Consider the following 17,117-nt stretch of genomic DNA (forward strand, 5'->3'; position numbering starts at 1 on the left):
GGGAGGTTTACTTCGTAATTTTTCACAAACGCTGGAAGCCGACCGTGGAAACTTCAATCTCCATCGCCGTCGTCGTCGTTACGAGAAGCCAGTCGTTTTTCCAGACTGGCGTGAGCGTCATTAACGACATCAAAACAGACGTCTTCCACCGCGTCTTCGTTGACGCGGAATGGCCGTGCGGCCAGGATGATCTCGTCGAAGATTCCGTCTACTCGGAGGCGCGCGAGAAAGCGATCCGTTTCTTATCGAGCCGCAAGGATCGACTGACCCTGCTCGTTGTGCAGTCGTCGACTTTGGAGCGTGTTGCAGGAAAATTGATTGCGTTGCGGGAGCGGACGGAAGGCGGTTTCCAGGTCGGCATGGCCTTCGTCGATTTCAGCGATTCAGACTTCGCGGCAATGTCGATCGACGACTTCGACCGCGCCCTGGCCGATTTTTATGCGACGCTCGGCGACGCCTCGATTCCGGCGTTTCAATCGTCGTTCTCGACTGTCGTATTTCAACGTCCCGGCTTTGCGCGCATTCAATATCACCCAATGAACTACATCCGATGCGTCATGCCTCAGGAACGCGAGGTTCTCCAGACGAGGCTCTTGTGTCTGTGGATGGACTTCTTCGAGATGAGCTATGCCAACCAGCGGGTCAAACCCGGCGCCGCGCGGCGGCCAAAATCCGCGCTGGCGGAGATTTTGGCCGCCTTTCTCACAGAGCGCGCCGGATCCAATTGGCTGATGTTCTATTACACTGGCTCAGTTGTCTCGACGCTGATCAACGCCCTCGAAAATTGCTGCCAAAATGTTGGCGCCGCCGTCCTTCGCGGACCAAATGAGCATAGCTTGGCCTGCGGGGCGATGGCCAACTGGCAACTCTATAGCAAGCCATTCGTCATTGTCGTGACGAGCGGCATGATCGACGAATTCAAGGGTACGTTGGCGAATCTGCGCGAGGCGCGCGCAAAAGGATTCATCGTGTGCGCCGAACAGCGGTTGAATTCCTGGTTCGCGTTTCAGGCCACGATCACCCCCGACGAGGACAGCAGAGAGGTTGTCAAGGCGCGGCGCTTGCCCTGCGTCTACATGGACGATCCCGAGCGCCTTGCCGAGGATCTGCAAATCGCGGCGACGCTTTACGACGCCGGCGAGGGTCCGGTTGTGCTACTCGCGACCCGCGCAGTCATGGACGTCAGTGGCCCAATCGAGGCGTGCTTGCCGCCAGCCCATAACCTGACAGGCCCGTTTGCGACGGCGGAGGGTGATCCGCCTGAACTTACGGCTGTAATGGATTTACTCAACAACGGGCCCGACAAAGTGTTGTGGCAGTGCGGCCCAATGGAGGACGACGAGTTGGAGCTCGTCCTCGACATCTCCGATCGCGCCGGCGTCGCGTTGACCGACAGTCTCGCTTATCCGGGATCGATCCCAAAGTTCCGTAATGGCGAGCGAAACGCGAATTTTCTGGGAACATTGGGGGTCTACGCATTCAGCGAACGCGTCTATCGTTTTCTACACACCGACGGGCGGATCAATCCGCCCAACGAACAATGCCTCTTCTTCGTAAAGAGCAAAATCTCCCAGATCGCGACGCCCTTCACGGAGGCGAAACTTGGCAGAAGTTTCGACATCGTTCAGGTGACGCAGAACCCGGCTCATATTTCGCCCTTTACCGACCATCCGCTGGTCATGGACAGCCGTGCGTTTCTGCAAGCGGTGGATCGTCGTCTCGATGTTGATCCTGCCCGGCGCCAGCGAAGAATCGCTGCAATGTCGGCGCTCTGCGATACGCCGTCCGACATCATCAGCAAATTGCCGGCGGCGCCGATGAGTCCAAACTACTTCTTTCACCAGTTCAGCCGGCTGATCGAGGGCCTCATTGTCGCAGATGGCTATGATTACACCGGCGTCTACGATGTCGGCCGCTGCGGCATTTCGGCCGTGCGCAATGTTCCGCGCACGAGGCGCGGATTTTCGGGCTGGTACGGACGCGCGCTCATGGGCGACGCTTTGCTCGCGACAATGTCATTGGCCCACACTTGCCCAACCGATTTGATCGCCTTCGTCGGCGACGGCGCGCGCGCGATGGTCCCCGACGTTCTGCCCAGCATGGCCGAAAACATACTCGCGCAGGCCCCATTGGGCGACAAGACGATCACCATCTTCACCTTCTTCAACGGCGGCCTGTCTGCAATCAACACGTATCAGGAGCTCGTGCTCTTCAACCGCACGTCACGGCAAATGCGACTCGTCAACATTGCCGCCGAAGAATGGGAAGAAAACATCTGCGGGCTGAAGGTCGTCTCCCGCACCCTCGATTCATTCGACGCCCAAATGCTGAAATGCGCGTTGCTCGAACGCGGCCGGCTGAATCTTTTCAACGTCAATCTGTCGCACAACAACGAAGGCGACGGGCTTTCGCTGGCGAGCGCCAAAGGCTGGCAGCGCGATGGCGCTTTCGTCAAGCAACCGGCGCTGCGATCCCGGCTGAACGCAGCGGGCGCCGAAGTGCGCGACCTCACGGAGGAATTCGGCATATGAAATTCGGTTTCATCGCGCATCCGACGTCGATTGGATTGAAACGCTACGTCAAGATGATCGACATGGTGGAACGCACGTCGCGTGATTTGCATGACGGCTATTCGAGAGAGTTGTGGAGCCGCCGCAACCTTGTCCCATTCATGGAATTTGCGCCCATTCGCTCGGCCTGCGGCGCCGAATGCGCGGGCTGGGTCCAGTATCTTCCGTTGACGGCGGAAGAGATGCTTGATGAGCCGCAAATCATCCTTCGACGCGTCGTCGAGGGCGTCGAGCAGATGGCCGACAAGGGCGCCGATCTTGTCGGCCTGGGCGGCTTCACGTCGATCATCGGGCGCCGGGCTCTGGAAACGGCGAAACGGGCCTCGGTGCCAGTGACGAGCGGCAACTCGCTGACGTCTTACGCCGGATTCAAAGGCCTGCGTAAAGTATTCGAGCTGATGCGCCTCGATCCCGAGGCGCATCGCGTGGCTGTGGTCGGCTTTCCCGGCTCAATTTGTCTCGCAATTGCTCGAATGCTGCTGGAAATTGGCGTTTGTCTCGATCTGGTTCATCGCCCGGGCGCCAATCCCGACGACGTGCTTTCGCATGTGCCTCCCGAGTGGCGCAATCGGGTCACTCTGACCGGCGAGGTCGCGGACTGTTATCCAATGGATCGATTCTTTGTCGCCGCGACCTCGACCGGCGGCGTGATCGACGCCGATCGACTGCTCCCCGGCTCGGTGGTGATCGACGTCGGCCTGCCGCTTGACGTCAAGCGAGGCTCGCAGCGCCGCGACGATATTCTCGTGATCGACGGCGGCTGTCTGACGGGCTCCGGCGCGGTGCGGCTGGGAACGGAGTCGATGAATTTCTCGGTCAAGCAGCAGCTCAACGGCTGTCTGGCGGAGACGATGGTTCTGGCGCTCGAAGGTCGCGCCGAGCGTTTCTCGATCGGGCGCGAACTCCCTCCAGAGAAGGTGGCCGAAATCGGGCGCATCGCCGAGCGCCACGGCTTCGTCCCCTATCCCCTCGCCTCGTACGGTGAGCGCCTTGCCGAAGACACGATCGCGAGTTTCCGCCGTTTCCATTTGAAGCCGAATGGCGTTCGGGGGCAGACCGCGCCTCCCGTCGGCGAGATAGAGACGCCGGCTACGGGCGGACGAGACAGTCGGCTTCAAACGATCAATCGCTACCGCCGGCACATTAACCCGATGATGGCCGATTTCCTGCACATGCTCCATTGCGATCATGTGTTCGCAAAAGGCGAGGGCTGCGTCCTGACCGATACGGAAGGGCGTCGCTTCCTGGATATGGTAGCTGGATACGGCTGTCTCAACCTAGGGCATAATCCGCCTGTCGTCGTCGATGCGCTTCAACGATTTTTAGCGGAAGCCCAGCCGAACTTCGTTCAGTATGTTTCATTGCCCGAGCGCACCGCGCTGCTCGCGGAACGCCTGTGCGAGATGGTGGGCGGCGGGCTACAGCGGGCGTTCTTCAGCAATTCGGGCGCCGAAGCGATCGAGGCGGCGATCAAATTGGCGAAGGCCGCGAACCCTCGCCCGCGACTGCTTTTCGCCGAGAACAGCTACCACGGGAAGACGCTCGGCGCCCTTTCCGTGACAGGGCGCGATAAGCATCAGCGCGTGTTTCGGCCCTTGCTTCCCGGTTGCTTCGGCGTTCCCTTCGGCGACCTGCAGGCGCTCGAACGCGAACTCGCCAAAGGCGACGTCAGCGCGTTCGTCGTCGAGCCGATCCAGGGCGAAGGCGGGGTGATCGTGCCGCCACTTGGCTACCTCGCGGGCGTGCAGGATCTCTGCCGACGGTTCAACGCGCTGCTCATCGTCGACGAAGTCCAGACGGGCTTGGGCCGCACGGGGCGTATGCTCGCCAGTCAATGGGACGGGCTCGAACCGGATATTTTGGCTTTGTCGAAGTCTCTTTCCGGCGGGCTCGTGCCGATTGGCGCGACGCTTTCCAAGCCCGAGGCGTGGGACGCCGCTTATGCGACGGCCGACCGCTTTCTCCTGCATACATCCACGTTTGGCGGCTGCAACTTCGCGGCCGTCGCCGGACTCGCCACTCTGGATTGCTTGATCGAACAGAATCTGCCGGCCCGCGCCGAGGAGCTTGGCGCCTATTTCAAGAACGAGCTGACCAGAGTTGCTGCCGACTATCCATTCGTCGCCGAAGTTCGCGGACGCGGATTGATGCTCGCGATTCAATTTGCCAGCGATTTTCGCGGCTGCGTGGCGGCGAGCGCGAAGGAATTCGCTACACGCCTGCCTGGAGACTGGCACCTCACATGGCGTTTTCTTCCCGACGCTGTCCGAGACGATTTGATGCACGCTATGAACAAGATGGAGGAAACGCTCGGCGAGATGTTTTGCATGCGCTTCGTCACCAAGCTCGGCAACGACCATAACATCTTGACGTTCGTGACGGCTAATAGTTCGACCGTCATCCGCATTCAGCCGCCTCTCATTATCACCCGTGAGCAAATTGACGCGTTCGTGCGAGCCTTTGCAGTTGTCTGTGACGAGATGTCCACTTTCTTGGATTGAGGAGACTGAGCCTTGGAGTCAGCAGTAAAGGAAATCGCCGGCATTTTGACGGGTTTTTTCCAGTCGAAAACAGTCGCCGCCGCGTTGGAGTTGCGGATATTCGACGCCATGGATCCGCCAGCGCGCGCCGAGGTGGTGTGCCGTAGGGCGGGCGTCCCGCTTGCCTCCGGAAAGCGACTTTTGATCGCGCTCGAAGCCATGAAGCTTATTTCTCGCGAAAACGATGAATATCGCCTCTCCGACGCCGCTAAACGCTGCCTGGTCAGCACGTCGCCGCAATGGATGGGGTGGATGGCGCGCCACTGTGACGTCTTTCTTTACCCGCTGTGGGGCCAATGTGCGGAGGCGATTCGCCAAGACGAAGATCGGCGCACGGCCGTGTTCGGAGACAATCGTAGCTGGTTCGACATTCTTTATCAGAATCCGAGAGACGTTGCGGATTTCCAGGAATTTCTGGGCGTCCTCGCGCAGCCTTTCGTCGACGGCATGATCGAATCCTTCGATTTCTCGCCCTACCGGCGGTTCATCGATATCGGCTCCGGATGCGGCTCATTGCCGATGTCGGTCGCCAGAAGCCATCCTAAGCTAGAAGTTGCGGTTTGCGAACTTCCGCAGGCCGCGGCCTTCACGCGCGAGAAGCTCGACGCGCGAGGCTTCAAGGATCACATCGCTGTCTTCGAAGGCAATGTCTTAGAAGGCGACCTTCCTCGCGGCTTCGATCTCGTTCACCTCGGCTGGATGCTGCACGACTACGCCATCGAAAGCCAAAGGACAATTCTCGAAAACATATTGGCGGCCATGCCGTCGGGCGCAACTTTTGTTGCAAGCGAAACGCCGCTCAACGACGACGAGAGCGGGCCGCTCTTCACATCGCTTCTTTCGATCAACATGCTTGTGTCCACCGACGGGGGCGTCGAATCCACGACAGAGGAATACCTCGGTCGTTTCCGTGATGCTGGGTTCGTCAACACACGAGCCCAGACAATTCCCGGGCCACGCAAACTGTTGATCGGCGAAAAGGCCTGACTGAGAGCATTTGGAGGAAATAATGCTGGCAAATAAGATTCTGCTGCTTATCGCCGAAACGTGTGCGGGTTGCGAGTCGGATCAGATCGAGCTGGATACCCCGCTTTTGGAACTCAACTTCCTCGACTCGAGCGCGTTTTTTGATTTGGTGGATCTGCTTAATCGCGAAGCTGGCGTCGCCATCCCGCTACGAGAGGTCACGCCGGACAACTTCGCCTCTGTGCGAGCGATAATCGATTTGGTCGAGCGATTGCAGTCAGACGCTTTCGCCGCGCAAGCGTGAGCGATTTTTCATCATTCTAGGCATTAGGGGTCAGTAATGACTGCCATGATCGTGGAAAATGCGCGGCGCGTCGAATCCTCGCCATGGGAGACGACCGTCGACGTCATTCAACGTCACACCGGATACGCGCGCGACGACATCACGGCCGACGCCGAATTTGAGGGCGATCTCGGAGTTGACAGCATCGTGCTGGTTTCCATCCTCGCCGACATCGGAAACGCCTATGGCGTGAGCTTGCAATCGACGGGGCGCGGTCTGCGAACGGTTGACGATCTCGTCCAGCTCGTTCGCTCCCGCCTGGATAATGAGGGCGCGTGCAGCCCGATACCTGCTCTCGATAAAGCGGTCGACGAAAACGGCAAAGATCGCGACCCCATCTTTGAGGCGGTGATTGCGACGCTCGAGAGGCATACAGGCCACTCGCGGCTTCGATTGATCGAAGACGCCAGACTGTGCGAGGATCTGGGCCTCGACGCGGCGAAGCTGATGGACGTGCTCGCGGACACGGCGGCGGCCCTCGACGTCGCCCGGCGGGACGTTACCGCGGAGCTCGTAACGATCGGTGACATGATCGCCAGCTTCGCTCGCGCGGACGCCAGAAGCGCTGGGTTAAGCGGGAGCGAGGCGCAACCCGCGAGTTTCGGCTCCGTCGAGCCCCCGAGCTTTTCGGCGATGGGGCTGCGAGAAGGCGCCGTCGAATCGCTGCGCAATAGGCTGCGGGATGAGCGTGGCGTGCCGGAGGTTGTCCGTCTCTCCGACTGCGACACCATGGAAAAACTTCACGCCTTCTTGCGCGCGTCCGACGCCCATAAGATCGAAACGCTCGTCGAAACGCGCGAGCGTGTTGCGAGCGCGCGCGATCGTTTCGCCGCACCCAGCGGCGACAACCGCACGATGAAGGACTTCATCGGGCTGCCCCATCGCGACCTCTTCCACAAGGCGTACGAGTTCAACACCTTCTATCGCGGCAAACAGGCGGAACAACTATATTGGTATGGTATGCCGCTCGAAAGCAAGTGCCGCAACCGCGCGGTGATCTTCGATGAAATTACCGGCAGGCGGCGCGAGTTCCTCATGTTCGCGTCCAACAATTATTTGGGCCTCGCCAATCACCCCGAAGTGATCGACGCCATCGCGGACGCGGCCCGGCGTTACGGCGCGACAAACACCGGTTGCCGGCTGATCGGCGGCTCCAATGTTCTCCACAAGGAGCTCGAACGCCGTCTCGCCCGGCTGAAACGCACCGATGACGCAATCGTGTACCCGTCCGGCTACTCGGCTAATCTCGGCTGCATATCCGCGTTGGCGGGACATGACGATCTCATCTTCACCGACGCCATCAATCACATGAGCATCCAGGACGGCTGCAAACTGTCGGGGGCATCCAAGAAAATATATCCGCACGCCGTCGATGCGCTCGAACGCACGCTGGAAAAATGGGCCGACCATCCCGGCGGCAAGCTGATCGTCACCGACGGCGTTTTCAGCATGCATGGCGACATCGTCGATTTGCCGAAGGTCGTTGCGCTGGCGCGCAAATACGGCGCGAAAGTGCTTGTGGACGATGCCCACGCGACCGGCGTCCTGGGAAAAACAGGCGCCGGCACGAGCGAACATTTCGGTATGAAAGGCGAGGTTGATCTCGAGCTCGGAACCTTCAGCAAGACGCTCTCGGGCGTCGGCGGCTTCGTTGCGGCCAAAGGCGAAGTCGTCGAATATCTGCGCTTCTATTCGAATTCGTATGTGTTCGCAGCGACGATTCCGGCCTCCGTGGCCGCGGGGCTGATCGCTTCGATCGACGTTATGGAAAGAGAGCCGCAGCGGCTGGAAAAATTGTGGAGCAACATCCATCGCCTGCGCGGTTTGCTCTTGAGCGCTGGCTTCGATCTTGGTCAGTCGGCGAGCGCGATCATACCAGTCGTGATCGGCGACGAGACGAAGACTCTGGAATTCGGCCGCCTCGTCCGCGCGCGGGGAATGTTCTGCCAGACCGTCGTTTATCCGGGGGTGGCGCTTGGCGACGCGAGACTCCGCATCAGCGTGACCTCGGAACACACGCTCGAGGATCTCGATCTCGCAGCCGAGATTCTAATCGACAGCGCGACGGATGTTGGCCTTCGTTGCGAACCGCAGGGCGCGCCTGCATTTTCCGGCGCGGCATTCTAAGGAATTTTCATATGCGGCCTATACGGAATTTGACGACCGTCATCGACGCGCTGCGCGCCGCCGCTCTCGTTCACGGCGACCGCACGGCCTTTGTCGGACGCGACGCCATCGCTTATGGCGATTTTTATCGGCGGGTTCGACACTGGGCGCAGCGTTTCGCCCGCGCGGGCCTCGCCCGGGGCGAACGCGTCGCGATCTGGGCGCCAAAAAGCGACCTCTTTGTCACGGCCATTTATGCGACGATGGAGTCGGGCGCGGCTTATGTTCCGCTCGACGGCGCCCAGCCCGCCGAACGCGGGCGCAAGATCGTCGCTAGCGCCGAGCCAGCCATACTCGTGACCGATCGCGAAAGATTTGACGCGCTTGCGGGCGATCTACCGGCGTCGTTGCGCCTCGTCCTGCTTCTCGACGGCGAGGGCGGGGATTGGCCAGTCCTGATGGCGGGCGTGGAGACGGACGTCGTCGCGCCCCTGCATGAAACCGCGGCGCGTGCGGCGTCTTTGCCCGAACCCGCCAGGGTAGGCCCCGACGACATAGCGGCGATTCTGTTCACTTCGGGCTCCACCGGAATGCCGAAAGGCGTGCAGATCAGTTACAAGAATCTGAATCGCTTCATCGGCTGGGCGGTCGAGGAGTTCGAGCTGACGGCAAACGACGTTTTGGTCAATCATGCCGGATTTCACTTCGATCTGAGCACGTTCGATCTATTCGCGGCGGCAACCGTCGGCGCAGCGGTTTGGATTGTTCGTGAGAACGAGCAGCGCGACATTTATGCGCTGGTCAACGGTCTTTCCCAGCACCGCGCGACGACGCTGTATTGCGTGCCCTCGCTTTTGACGATGCTGGCGAGCAGCGGCGCGCTGACCCCTGCAATCTCGGCAAGGCTCGAGCGCGTGCTGTTCGCCGGCGAGCCGTTCCCGATCAAGCATCTCAGAACGCTCGCAAAGCAGCTTCCGCCAACATGCGCACTTTATAATCTCTACGGTCCGACGGAAACGAACGTCTGCACTTTTCATAAAGTGCGCCCGAGCGATCTCGAGCAGGAAAGGCCGATTCCCATCGGCCTGCCGCTGCCAGAGCAAATCGCCATGGTGATCGATGGCGAGGGCCGACCCGTGGAAAAAGACGGCGAGATCGGCGAGTTGATCGTCGCCGGTGACTGCGTCACCGCGGGTTATTTCAATCGCATCGATCCGGCCAATCACGACAACCATCGGACAGGCCGTCACGCGACGGGCGATCTGGTCACGCGAGAGAACGGGCTGCTCTATTATTGCGGCCGCAAGGACCGGATGCTGAAAGTCAACGGCAACAGGGTCGAACTTGGCGAGATCGAGGCGGCCTTGTCGCGGCATCCCGCGATTCTCGAAGCTGCCGCCATCGGCGTCGTCACGGAGACCGGCCAGACATTGGCGGCCTTCTATTCGGTGCGCCCAGGCGCCGCGCCGCCCGGCGCAATCGAGATCAAGCGCCACTGCGGCGCATGGCTGCCGCGATACATGATCCCGCATCTTGCGCGCCATTTGGACGCTTTGCCGAAGAACGCCAACGGGAAGATCGATTATCTCGCGCTGCGCCAGGTCGCCGAGCACGCCATCGCGGGGCCGGGCTTGCATCGAACGGCGCCCGCTATGGCGAGCTGAACCGTGCAACGAGAGCCTTTCACTATCGAGCCAGTGGCTATCGTCGGCGTCGGCTGCCTTCATCCTTGGGGCGCCGGGATCGACGCGTTTCGCCGCTTGCTCGCCGACGAGCGTCCCGAATTCGCGCCTTATCCGATCGATCGGTTTTGGCGGGCGCCGCCGGCCGTTCGCGCGCGGCTCAGTCGGCGCCGCGGCGCTTTTTTCGGCGAGCTCGGCGTCGACCTGCGTCAGTTCCGAATTCCGAAAGTTTACGACCGCGCGGTGTCGACCATCACGCCCATGCTGATGCAGGCGGCGCGCGATTGCGTGCGCGATGCGGGCTATGGCGACGAGGGGAGCGGCCTGCCCAAGGAAACCGTCGACGTGATCGTGGGGACCTGCTTCGGGCTCGACAGCGCCTTGACCAACGCGCTCAAAATACACGGCCTTACGTGGCTTGCCGACGGCGATCCAGCGGCCGTCGAAGCCGGTCGTGAGGCCTTGCGCGCGCGCTTTGGATCCTCGTCGCACGACCGGCTCGGCGAGATGTCGAGCAGCATCGCGAGCCGCATTGGCGCAATGTATGGCTGGCGTGGCCGCATCATGGCCATGGAGGACGGCGACTCCACCGGTTACGCCGCCTTGAGGACCGCCATCCTGTCGCTCGCAGAGCGTCAGAGCGACGCCGCGCTCATTGCGACCGGCCAGCGCTTCGAGAGCGTTCTGGCGCCGCTCGTGCTGGCGGCGAAAGGCTTTGACGGCGACTCGGCCGGCGCCGGCGCGCCGTTGTGCGAAGGCGCGGTTGCGTTGCTCCTGAAGAGATTGGAGGACGCGCGACGCGACGGCGACCGCATCCGCGCAGTCGTCGCGGGAATCGCGGCCCGGCGAACGGATGCGCTCGAATTTCGCTACGCCGGGAGCGACGATGCGGCGCGCGAATGCGCTCGGGAGGCTTGCTTTCAGGCGGGGCTGGACATCGCTGACGTGGCGTCGGTCGAGTGTGTTGTTCCGGGCCTCCGCCACGCCGGTGCGGCGACCGCCGCGGCGGCCTTTCCCGGAAGACCGCTGACCTGCGCGACAAGCGCGCTGGGCCATGGGTTCGCGAACGCGGGACTGACCGGGATCGTCGCGGCGATCCTTTCGCTCGACGACGAAGATGCGCCGAAAAAGCCTCTCGCTGTGTTCGGCGTCGGCCTCGGCGGCCTGACCTGGACGGTCATTCTCGATCGGCGCGACAAGCCGCGCTCCGCTGGTGGGCCGTTTGCGGAACCGGCGAGCGCGCCCGAGCCTATCGCCGTCGTCGGCCTCGGCGGCTGCTTTGGCCCGAGCCTTGGCCGCTCGGCCTATTGGGAGGCGCTCTGCGCCGGCGCCGACGGGATCGGCCGGATCAGCGACAGGGTTTTGCCGCGCGGCGCGGCGTTCAGCGGCGGCGCCGCCCGCGCCCTGACCAGTTACGCCGAGAATGGCGGAGAGCTGAACGCCGATTGGGAGATCCACCGTTTCGACGCGAAGCGTTTGCGGTTGTTCCCCAAGCGCGTCGCGGCGCTCGACGTCGCACACAGGATCGCCTTGAGCGTCGCAGCCGAAGCGCTCGATGATTTCGGCCTCGACGCCGGGCGGCGGGCCGATCTGGGCAAGGCAATGGTGGTGTGCGCCTCCCCCCTCTGTCTCGCGAGAGAGCGCGAGCTTTCAAATCGCCTGCATTCGCCGGAACTTGGCTCTGTGCTCGGCCCCGACGAGTCGCGACTGGCCGACGCCGAGCGCGCCGCCGAGGAGATCGATTCATTCACGCTCGACGGGCTTCTTGCTGGCAATATCGCCGCGCTGATTTCAAGCTGCTTCCAGCTTTCCGCGGAAACGATGGCGATCGAAGCCGCCTGCGCGTCGTCGCTCGCCGCGGTGCATGTCGGGATGCAGGCGCTGCGGCTCGGCTATGCCGATTTTGTCGTCGCCGGCGGCGTCGAACTGCCTGTCAACATGCGCGATCTCATCCTGTGCTCGACCCAGCTCATGCTGTCCAGGGACAAGATTGCGCCATTCGCGGCGAACGCCGACGGCTTTTCGCCAGGCGACGGCGCCGGCATGTTCGTGCTGCGCCGGCTGAGCGACGCCCGTCGTGACAATGACCCGATCTATGGCTGCATCATCGGCGTCGGCGCGTCGAGCGACGCCGCGTCGATGACGGCGCCCGATCCCCAGGGACAGGCCTTGGCCATTCGGCGCGCTTTTGCCGATGGCCGCGCCTCGCCCGACAGCATCGCCTATGTCGAAGCCCATGGAACCGGAACGCGCATCGGAGACGGGGTCGAAATTTCGGCGTTGCGTGACGTTTATGGAGGCGGCGCACGCCGCGATCCGCTGTTGATCGGTTCGGTAAAATCCAACATCGGCCATGCTTTCGCCGCTGCGGGCGCCGCCGGCCTCATGAAGACGCTGCTCGCTCTAAACAGCGAAACGGTGCCGCCGACGCTGCTGCGGCGAGAACTCAACCCCGATCTGGCGCTTGCGGCGATCCCGGGCGCCATCGTCTCGAAGCCTCGACCCTGGCCCGCCTCTGACGGGCCGCGGCGGGCGGCGATCAACTCTTTCGGCACTGGCGGCGTCAATTTCCACATATTGGTGGAAGCGCCCTGATTTCGCAGTTGCGAGGAAACGGACCTGACCGATGGACATCGTCATACATAAAATTCGGCTGCTCGACGTCGAACGCGCGCCCGCATTCGAGGAGTGGGTGATGACGGAGGACTACGCCGCCTGCCCGGACCTACCCAGCGTGCGTCAATTCTCGGTTCAGCGCGTCAGCCTCGATCCCGGTGCGGCGTTCCATTATTTCGAATTGATCTTCGTCACGTCCATGACCGATTTCGAACGCGACATGGCGGTCCCCGCATTCGGCCGGCTCGTCGATCGCTTCTCCACCATGGCCGAGATCGCCGAAGAGGCGATCGGAACGCGTCTTGGCGCAGGTTACCGTGCGAATTCGAAGAATGTCGCAGATGCGATGGGCTCGTAACGTGCGGCTCGGCGACTGGACGGTCACCCTCGTCGACGTTCACGTCACGGCGAAAAGCCTGGCCGACGAGAAGCGCCGCCGCGCCGTGCTGTCGCCCCAGGAAGCGGAAACCTATAACGCGCTGCGTTTCGAGAAGCGCCGCCGCGAGTGGCTGGCGGGCCGGCTCGCCGCAAAGCTGGCTCTGCGTCGTCGGTTACGCGCGAGCGGCGGAACGGCGCCGCCGTTCGCGCGCATCGCGGTTTCGAATCGCGACGGCGCCAGCGGTCCGCCCGTCTCGCCGATCGCGGGCGTCGTCAGCATTAGCCACTCCCATGGGCTCGCCGCGGCGGTTGCCGGATCGGCGCCGGTGGGCGTCGATATCGAACGGCTGCGGCCGTTCAACGCCTCTCTTCGGACGGTGTTTCTCAACGACGCCGAGCGCGCCTGGCTTGGCCGGGCGGAGGCTGAGCAGCCGGAGTTGCCGACGTTGGGATGGGCTTTCAAGGAGGCGTTCTGCAAGGCCCGGTTGATCGGCATTCAAGACGGCCTGCCGGGACCGGAATGGCGCGGATGGGACGACAATGGCCGGCTGCTGTGGCGCTGGCCCCTGGAAGCCGCGCCGCGAAAAAAGGACGCCATTTTCGCAAACTGGCAAGCGCATGGGCGGCTGATCGACGACTACGCCATCGTCGTCGTCGGCGCCTCGCCGAAACGCAAAGCGGAGCGCACATGAGCGGGCCGGATTTCGAGCTGCTCCTCCGACAGGCCGTCGAGGCGGCTCGATGGGCGCCGTCGTCGCACAACTGTCAGCCTTGGCGGGTGACCGTCATTCCCGGCGCCAGCGAGAATGAGCGTTTGCTTTGTCTCACGCTCGATCAGGGCCGACGGCTGACTGCGCTCGAAAGCCTGGATTTGGAGATGGCTCTCAGCGTCGGCCTGTTCTTCGGCCTTCTCGTGACGGCGCTCCAGCGCCTCGGCCTGGCCTGTGAGTGGGCCTTGTGCGACGCGAACGATCCGTCGCCGAACGGCGAGATTTTAATGGCGATCGTAACCGTGCGGCGCGCCACTGCCCAGGTTTTTGGCGGCGCTGACCTGGACTCATTCGTCGATCTTGGGCGCCGCCGCCGGACATGTCGCACGCCCTTCGCTCCAGATCCGCCGCCGACGGAAGCCCTTGCCGCGTTGTCCGCCCGCCGCTGGCCGGAAACGGTGACCGGCGCGGCGCTCGAGATCCGCACCGAAACGGACCCGAAAACATTGGAGAGCCTTGCGAAATTGACCGCGCGTTATGCCGCCCTCGATTTCACCCATCTTAGAGCCTGGTCCGAAACCTATCGTCATCTTCGCTTCGGCGAACCTGGGGACGAGGACGTCACCGACGGCATTTTCATCGACAGCCTGCTCGGGCCACTGACGCCTTTCAAGCGCCAGCTCCTACGCTTTGCGCTCGCGCCCCTGGTCATGCAAGCTCTCCGCCCCTTCGGCGTCCCCTCGCGCATGGCCGACGCTTTGGCAGGCCTCGTCGCCGCCGGCCCCGGTCTTCTGTGCTGCAGCCTGCCCGAGGAGCGCCCTCGCCGCCAGGATTTGCTCCAGGCCGGCGCCCGGCTGGCCGAGATCTGGTTGAACGCACAGGCGGCCGGCCTCGCTCTTCATCCGGTAAGCGTTCTTTTGCAGCACGAGGCGCCGCGTCGAGAGTTACAGCGACTGCTCTGCCTCTCGGGCCGTCCAGTCTTCGTCGCCAGATTTGGCCTCGCTTTGCCGAATCCGTCGATAAGTCCGCGCCGGGCGGTCGACGCACTCCTTCACATTACCTGAAGATCAAGAAAAACTTTCGCATTCGTAAGGAAGCGCGCAATGGATTTTCAACTGACCGACGACCAGATTGCCCGCAACGACCACCTTGGCCGCTTCGCGGCCGAAATTCTGTCGGCGGGCGCGGCCGAGCGCATTCGTGACGCGCGTTTCGACCGGACCAAGTGGGCCGCCGCCGCAGAGATGGGATTGGCCGGACTGCCGGTCGACGCCGATTGGGGCGGCCTGGGCTTCGGCGCGGTCGACACCATGCTGACGATTGAGGCGCTGGGTCGCAAATGCGCCGATCTGGGCCTCATATTTTCATTGTGCGCGCATATGTTCGCCTGCGTCGTGCCGGTTTGGCGTCACGGCTCCCTGCAGATTCGCGAGAAATGGCTGCGCGACATGGCGAGCGGGCGCGTTATCGCCGCAAATGCAATGACGGAAGCGGAATCGGGCTCGGACGCATTTGCGATGCGCGCATCGGCGCAGCGCGATGGGGACGACTATGTGCTGACCGGCTCGAAATGTTTCATCACAAACGCGCCGATCGCCGACGTTTTCGTCGCCTATGCGAAGACAAACCCGCGACAGGGTTTTTTTGGCATAAGCTGCTTTATTGTCCCGCGCGACGCGCCCGGCCTGACGGTCCAACCCGAGGCGCGCAAAAGTGGGCTGCCCACCAGTCCCTGGGGCAGCGTCTATTTCGACGCGTGCCGCATCCCGGCGGCCAATCTGCTCGGCGCCGAGGGGGCAGGCGCCGCGATCTTCCACGACAGCATGATATGGGAGCGCGGCTGCCTGTTCGCCGCATATGTCGGCGCCATGGAGAGAGTGCTGAAGCAGTGCGTCGAACACGCGCGCGACCGGCGACAGTTCGGCAAGCCGATTGGGCGGAATCAGAGCGTGTCCGACAAGTTGGTCGACATGAAGCTTCGTCTGGAGACCGCCCGTTTGCTGCTTTACCGCACTGGCTGGCTGCACGATGCGGGTTTGCCTCATGAGGAGGCGAGCGCGCTCAGCAAACTCTGGATATCGGAAAGCGCCGTGAAGGCGGGTCTCGACGCCATTCAACTGTTCGGCGCTTCCGCCGCGATCGCCGACAACGGGCTCGACCGCCTGTTGCTCGACAGCCTCCCGTCGCGCCTGTTCTCCGGGAGTTCGGAGATACAGAGGGAGATCGTCGCGCGCCACATGGGATTGCGCTGATTTTTTGTGAGGGGCCTGGCTGCGCCGCCTCGCGCGGTCAAGCTAAATGAAGAAGAAAGAGATTTGAGGATGGACGAAAAATATATTGTTCTTCTGGTTGTTATCGAGGCGCTGGCCATTTTCGGCGTGATCGCCGCGAAGGTCACCCAAGAGCCAAGAGCGCCATTTATCATCGGTTTCAATACGCTGTTTGTCGTCGCCGCAACCATCGTCGCATATGGAACCGGCGCGCTCTGGCGCCAGATCATGATATTGGCCTTCGTGATCGCTTATCTCGTCCATATGAACTGGGTGCTGACGGCGGCCTATCGCGCGACCGCCGCCGCCAAGCTCGAGGGTCAGATCGATCGGCCGACGCTCTATGCTTTGCCTGTCATTCTGGCGAATACCGTCGGTTGGCTTTATTGCTTGCCGTTCCTTTGGGCCGCCGATCGGACCGAACGGTTCGACGCCTTCGACGCCGCGGCAATTGGCGTTTATCTCGTCGGCTCCGTCTTTCACATCGGCGGCGACTACCAGAAATGGCGCTTCAAACAGAAAACGGGCAGCCGAGGCAAAATTCTGGACACGGGCTTGTGGGGCCTGTCGCGCCATCCGAATTATTTCGGCGATTTTCTCATTTTCGTATCCTTCGCTCTTCTTTCCGCCTCACCTTGGGGTTTAATTGCGCCACTGGCCAATGCTGTGCAATATTTTCTCGACGCGATCCCCAAGAGCGAGGCCATGTCCAAGGAGCGTTACGGCGCCGCGTGGGAGGAATATTGCAATCGCGTCCCTTGCTTCGCGCCGCGGTTCTCGCCGTCGGCAGGCGACTCTCCCGGCGAGAATAAAGGGCCGTCCGCGTAAAGGCGTCGATCGCGGGGACCCTTGTCGATGGGAGGCGACGCACAGTTAGCGAAGCTTTGCCGAAACGATCTTTTTCGACAGCGTGCGAGACGCCAGGCCGTCGGCGCG

The 17,117-nt window shown here is 62.2% G+C and carries 12 protein-coding genes; all 12 read left to right on the forward strand.

Features of this window, described 5'->3' with window-relative positions; translation table 11 throughout:
* Positions 1 to 44 precede the first annotated feature (44 nt).
* On the forward strand, positions 45 to 2,531 hold the full coding sequence (pigD, locus tag QMG84_RS18910; protein WP_281932202.1) for a prodigiosin MAP biosynthesis protein PigD: 2,487 nt from the start codon (positions 45 to 47) through the stop codon (positions 2,529 to 2,531).
* Entirely contained in the window at positions 2,528 to 5,071 is a 2,544-nt protein-coding gene (gene pigE / locus QMG84_RS18915; protein ID WP_281932204.1) for a prodigiosin MAP biosynthesis aminotransferase PigE, read from the forward strand. Before pigD ends, pigE begins: the two co-directional genes overlap by 4 nt.
* 12 nt (positions 5,072 to 5,083) lie before the next feature.
* Positions 5,084 to 6,097 (forward strand): methyltransferase, encoded by a 1,014-nt coding sequence (locus QMG84_RS18920; RefSeq protein ID WP_281932206.1) that lies wholly within the window; start codon positions 5,084 to 5,086, stop codon positions 6,095 to 6,097.
* 22 nt (positions 6,098 to 6,119) lie between these two features.
* The gene (locus tag QMG84_RS18925; RefSeq protein WP_281932208.1) at positions 6,120 to 6,380 is read left to right on the forward strand and encodes an acyl carrier protein; all 261 of its coding nucleotides are present in this window, start codon (positions 6,120 to 6,122) and stop codon (positions 6,378 to 6,380) included.
* A 36-nt stretch (positions 6,381 to 6,416) separates the two neighbouring features.
* Entirely contained in the window at positions 6,417 to 8,546 is a 2,130-nt protein-coding gene (locus QMG84_RS18930; RefSeq protein ID WP_281932210.1) for an aminotransferase class I/II-fold pyridoxal phosphate-dependent enzyme, read from the forward strand.
* A gap of 11 nt (positions 8,547 to 8,557) precedes the next feature.
* Positions 8,558 to 10,189, forward strand: coding sequence for an AMP-binding protein (locus QMG84_RS18935; protein WP_281932212.1), 1,632 nt, complete (start codon positions 8,558 to 8,560; stop codon positions 10,187 to 10,189).
* 3 nt (positions 10,190 to 10,192) lie between these two features.
* A complete protein-coding gene (locus QMG84_RS18940) occupies positions 10,193 to 12,802 on the forward strand; it encodes a polyketide synthase (RefSeq protein ID WP_281932213.1) in 2,610 nt (869 codons plus the stop codon).
* Between the two features lie 31 nt (positions 12,803 to 12,833).
* A complete protein-coding gene (locus tag QMG84_RS18945) occupies positions 12,834 to 13,181 on the forward strand; it encodes a hypothetical protein (RefSeq protein WP_281932215.1) in 348 nt (115 codons plus the stop codon).
* On the forward strand, positions 13,165 to 13,893 hold the full coding sequence (locus QMG84_RS18950) for a 4'-phosphopantetheinyl transferase family protein (protein ID WP_281932216.1): 729 nt from the start codon (positions 13,165 to 13,167) through the stop codon (positions 13,891 to 13,893). The genes QMG84_RS18945 and QMG84_RS18950 overlap by 17 nt, the downstream gene beginning before the upstream one ends.
* Positions 13,890 to 14,975 carry a nitroreductase family protein gene (locus QMG84_RS18955; RefSeq protein ID WP_281932217.1) on the forward strand — a complete coding sequence of 362 codons (1,086 nt, stop codon included), beginning with the start codon at positions 13,890 to 13,892 and terminating at the stop codon, positions 14,973 to 14,975. The genes QMG84_RS18950 and QMG84_RS18955 overlap by 4 nt, the downstream gene beginning before the upstream one ends.
* Positions 14,976 to 15,014: 39 nt before the next feature.
* Complete coding sequence (gene pigA, locus QMG84_RS18960; protein WP_281932218.1) at positions 15,015 to 16,163, forward strand: prodigiosin MBC biosynthesis dehydrogenase PigA; 1,149 nt, start codon at positions 15,015 to 15,017, stop codon at positions 16,161 to 16,163.
* A 69-nt stretch (positions 16,164 to 16,232) separates the two neighbouring features.
* Positions 16,233 to 17,009, forward strand: a complete 777-nt coding sequence (locus QMG84_RS18965; protein WP_281932219.1) for a DUF1295 domain-containing protein — start codon at positions 16,233 to 16,235, stop codon at positions 17,007 to 17,009.
* Positions 17,010 to 17,117: the final 108 nt, after the last annotated feature.

Source organism: Methylocystis iwaonis, from assembly GCF_027925385.1.
GTDB classification, from domain to species: domain Bacteria; phylum Pseudomonadota; class Alphaproteobacteria; order Rhizobiales; family Beijerinckiaceae; genus Methylocystis; species Methylocystis iwaonis.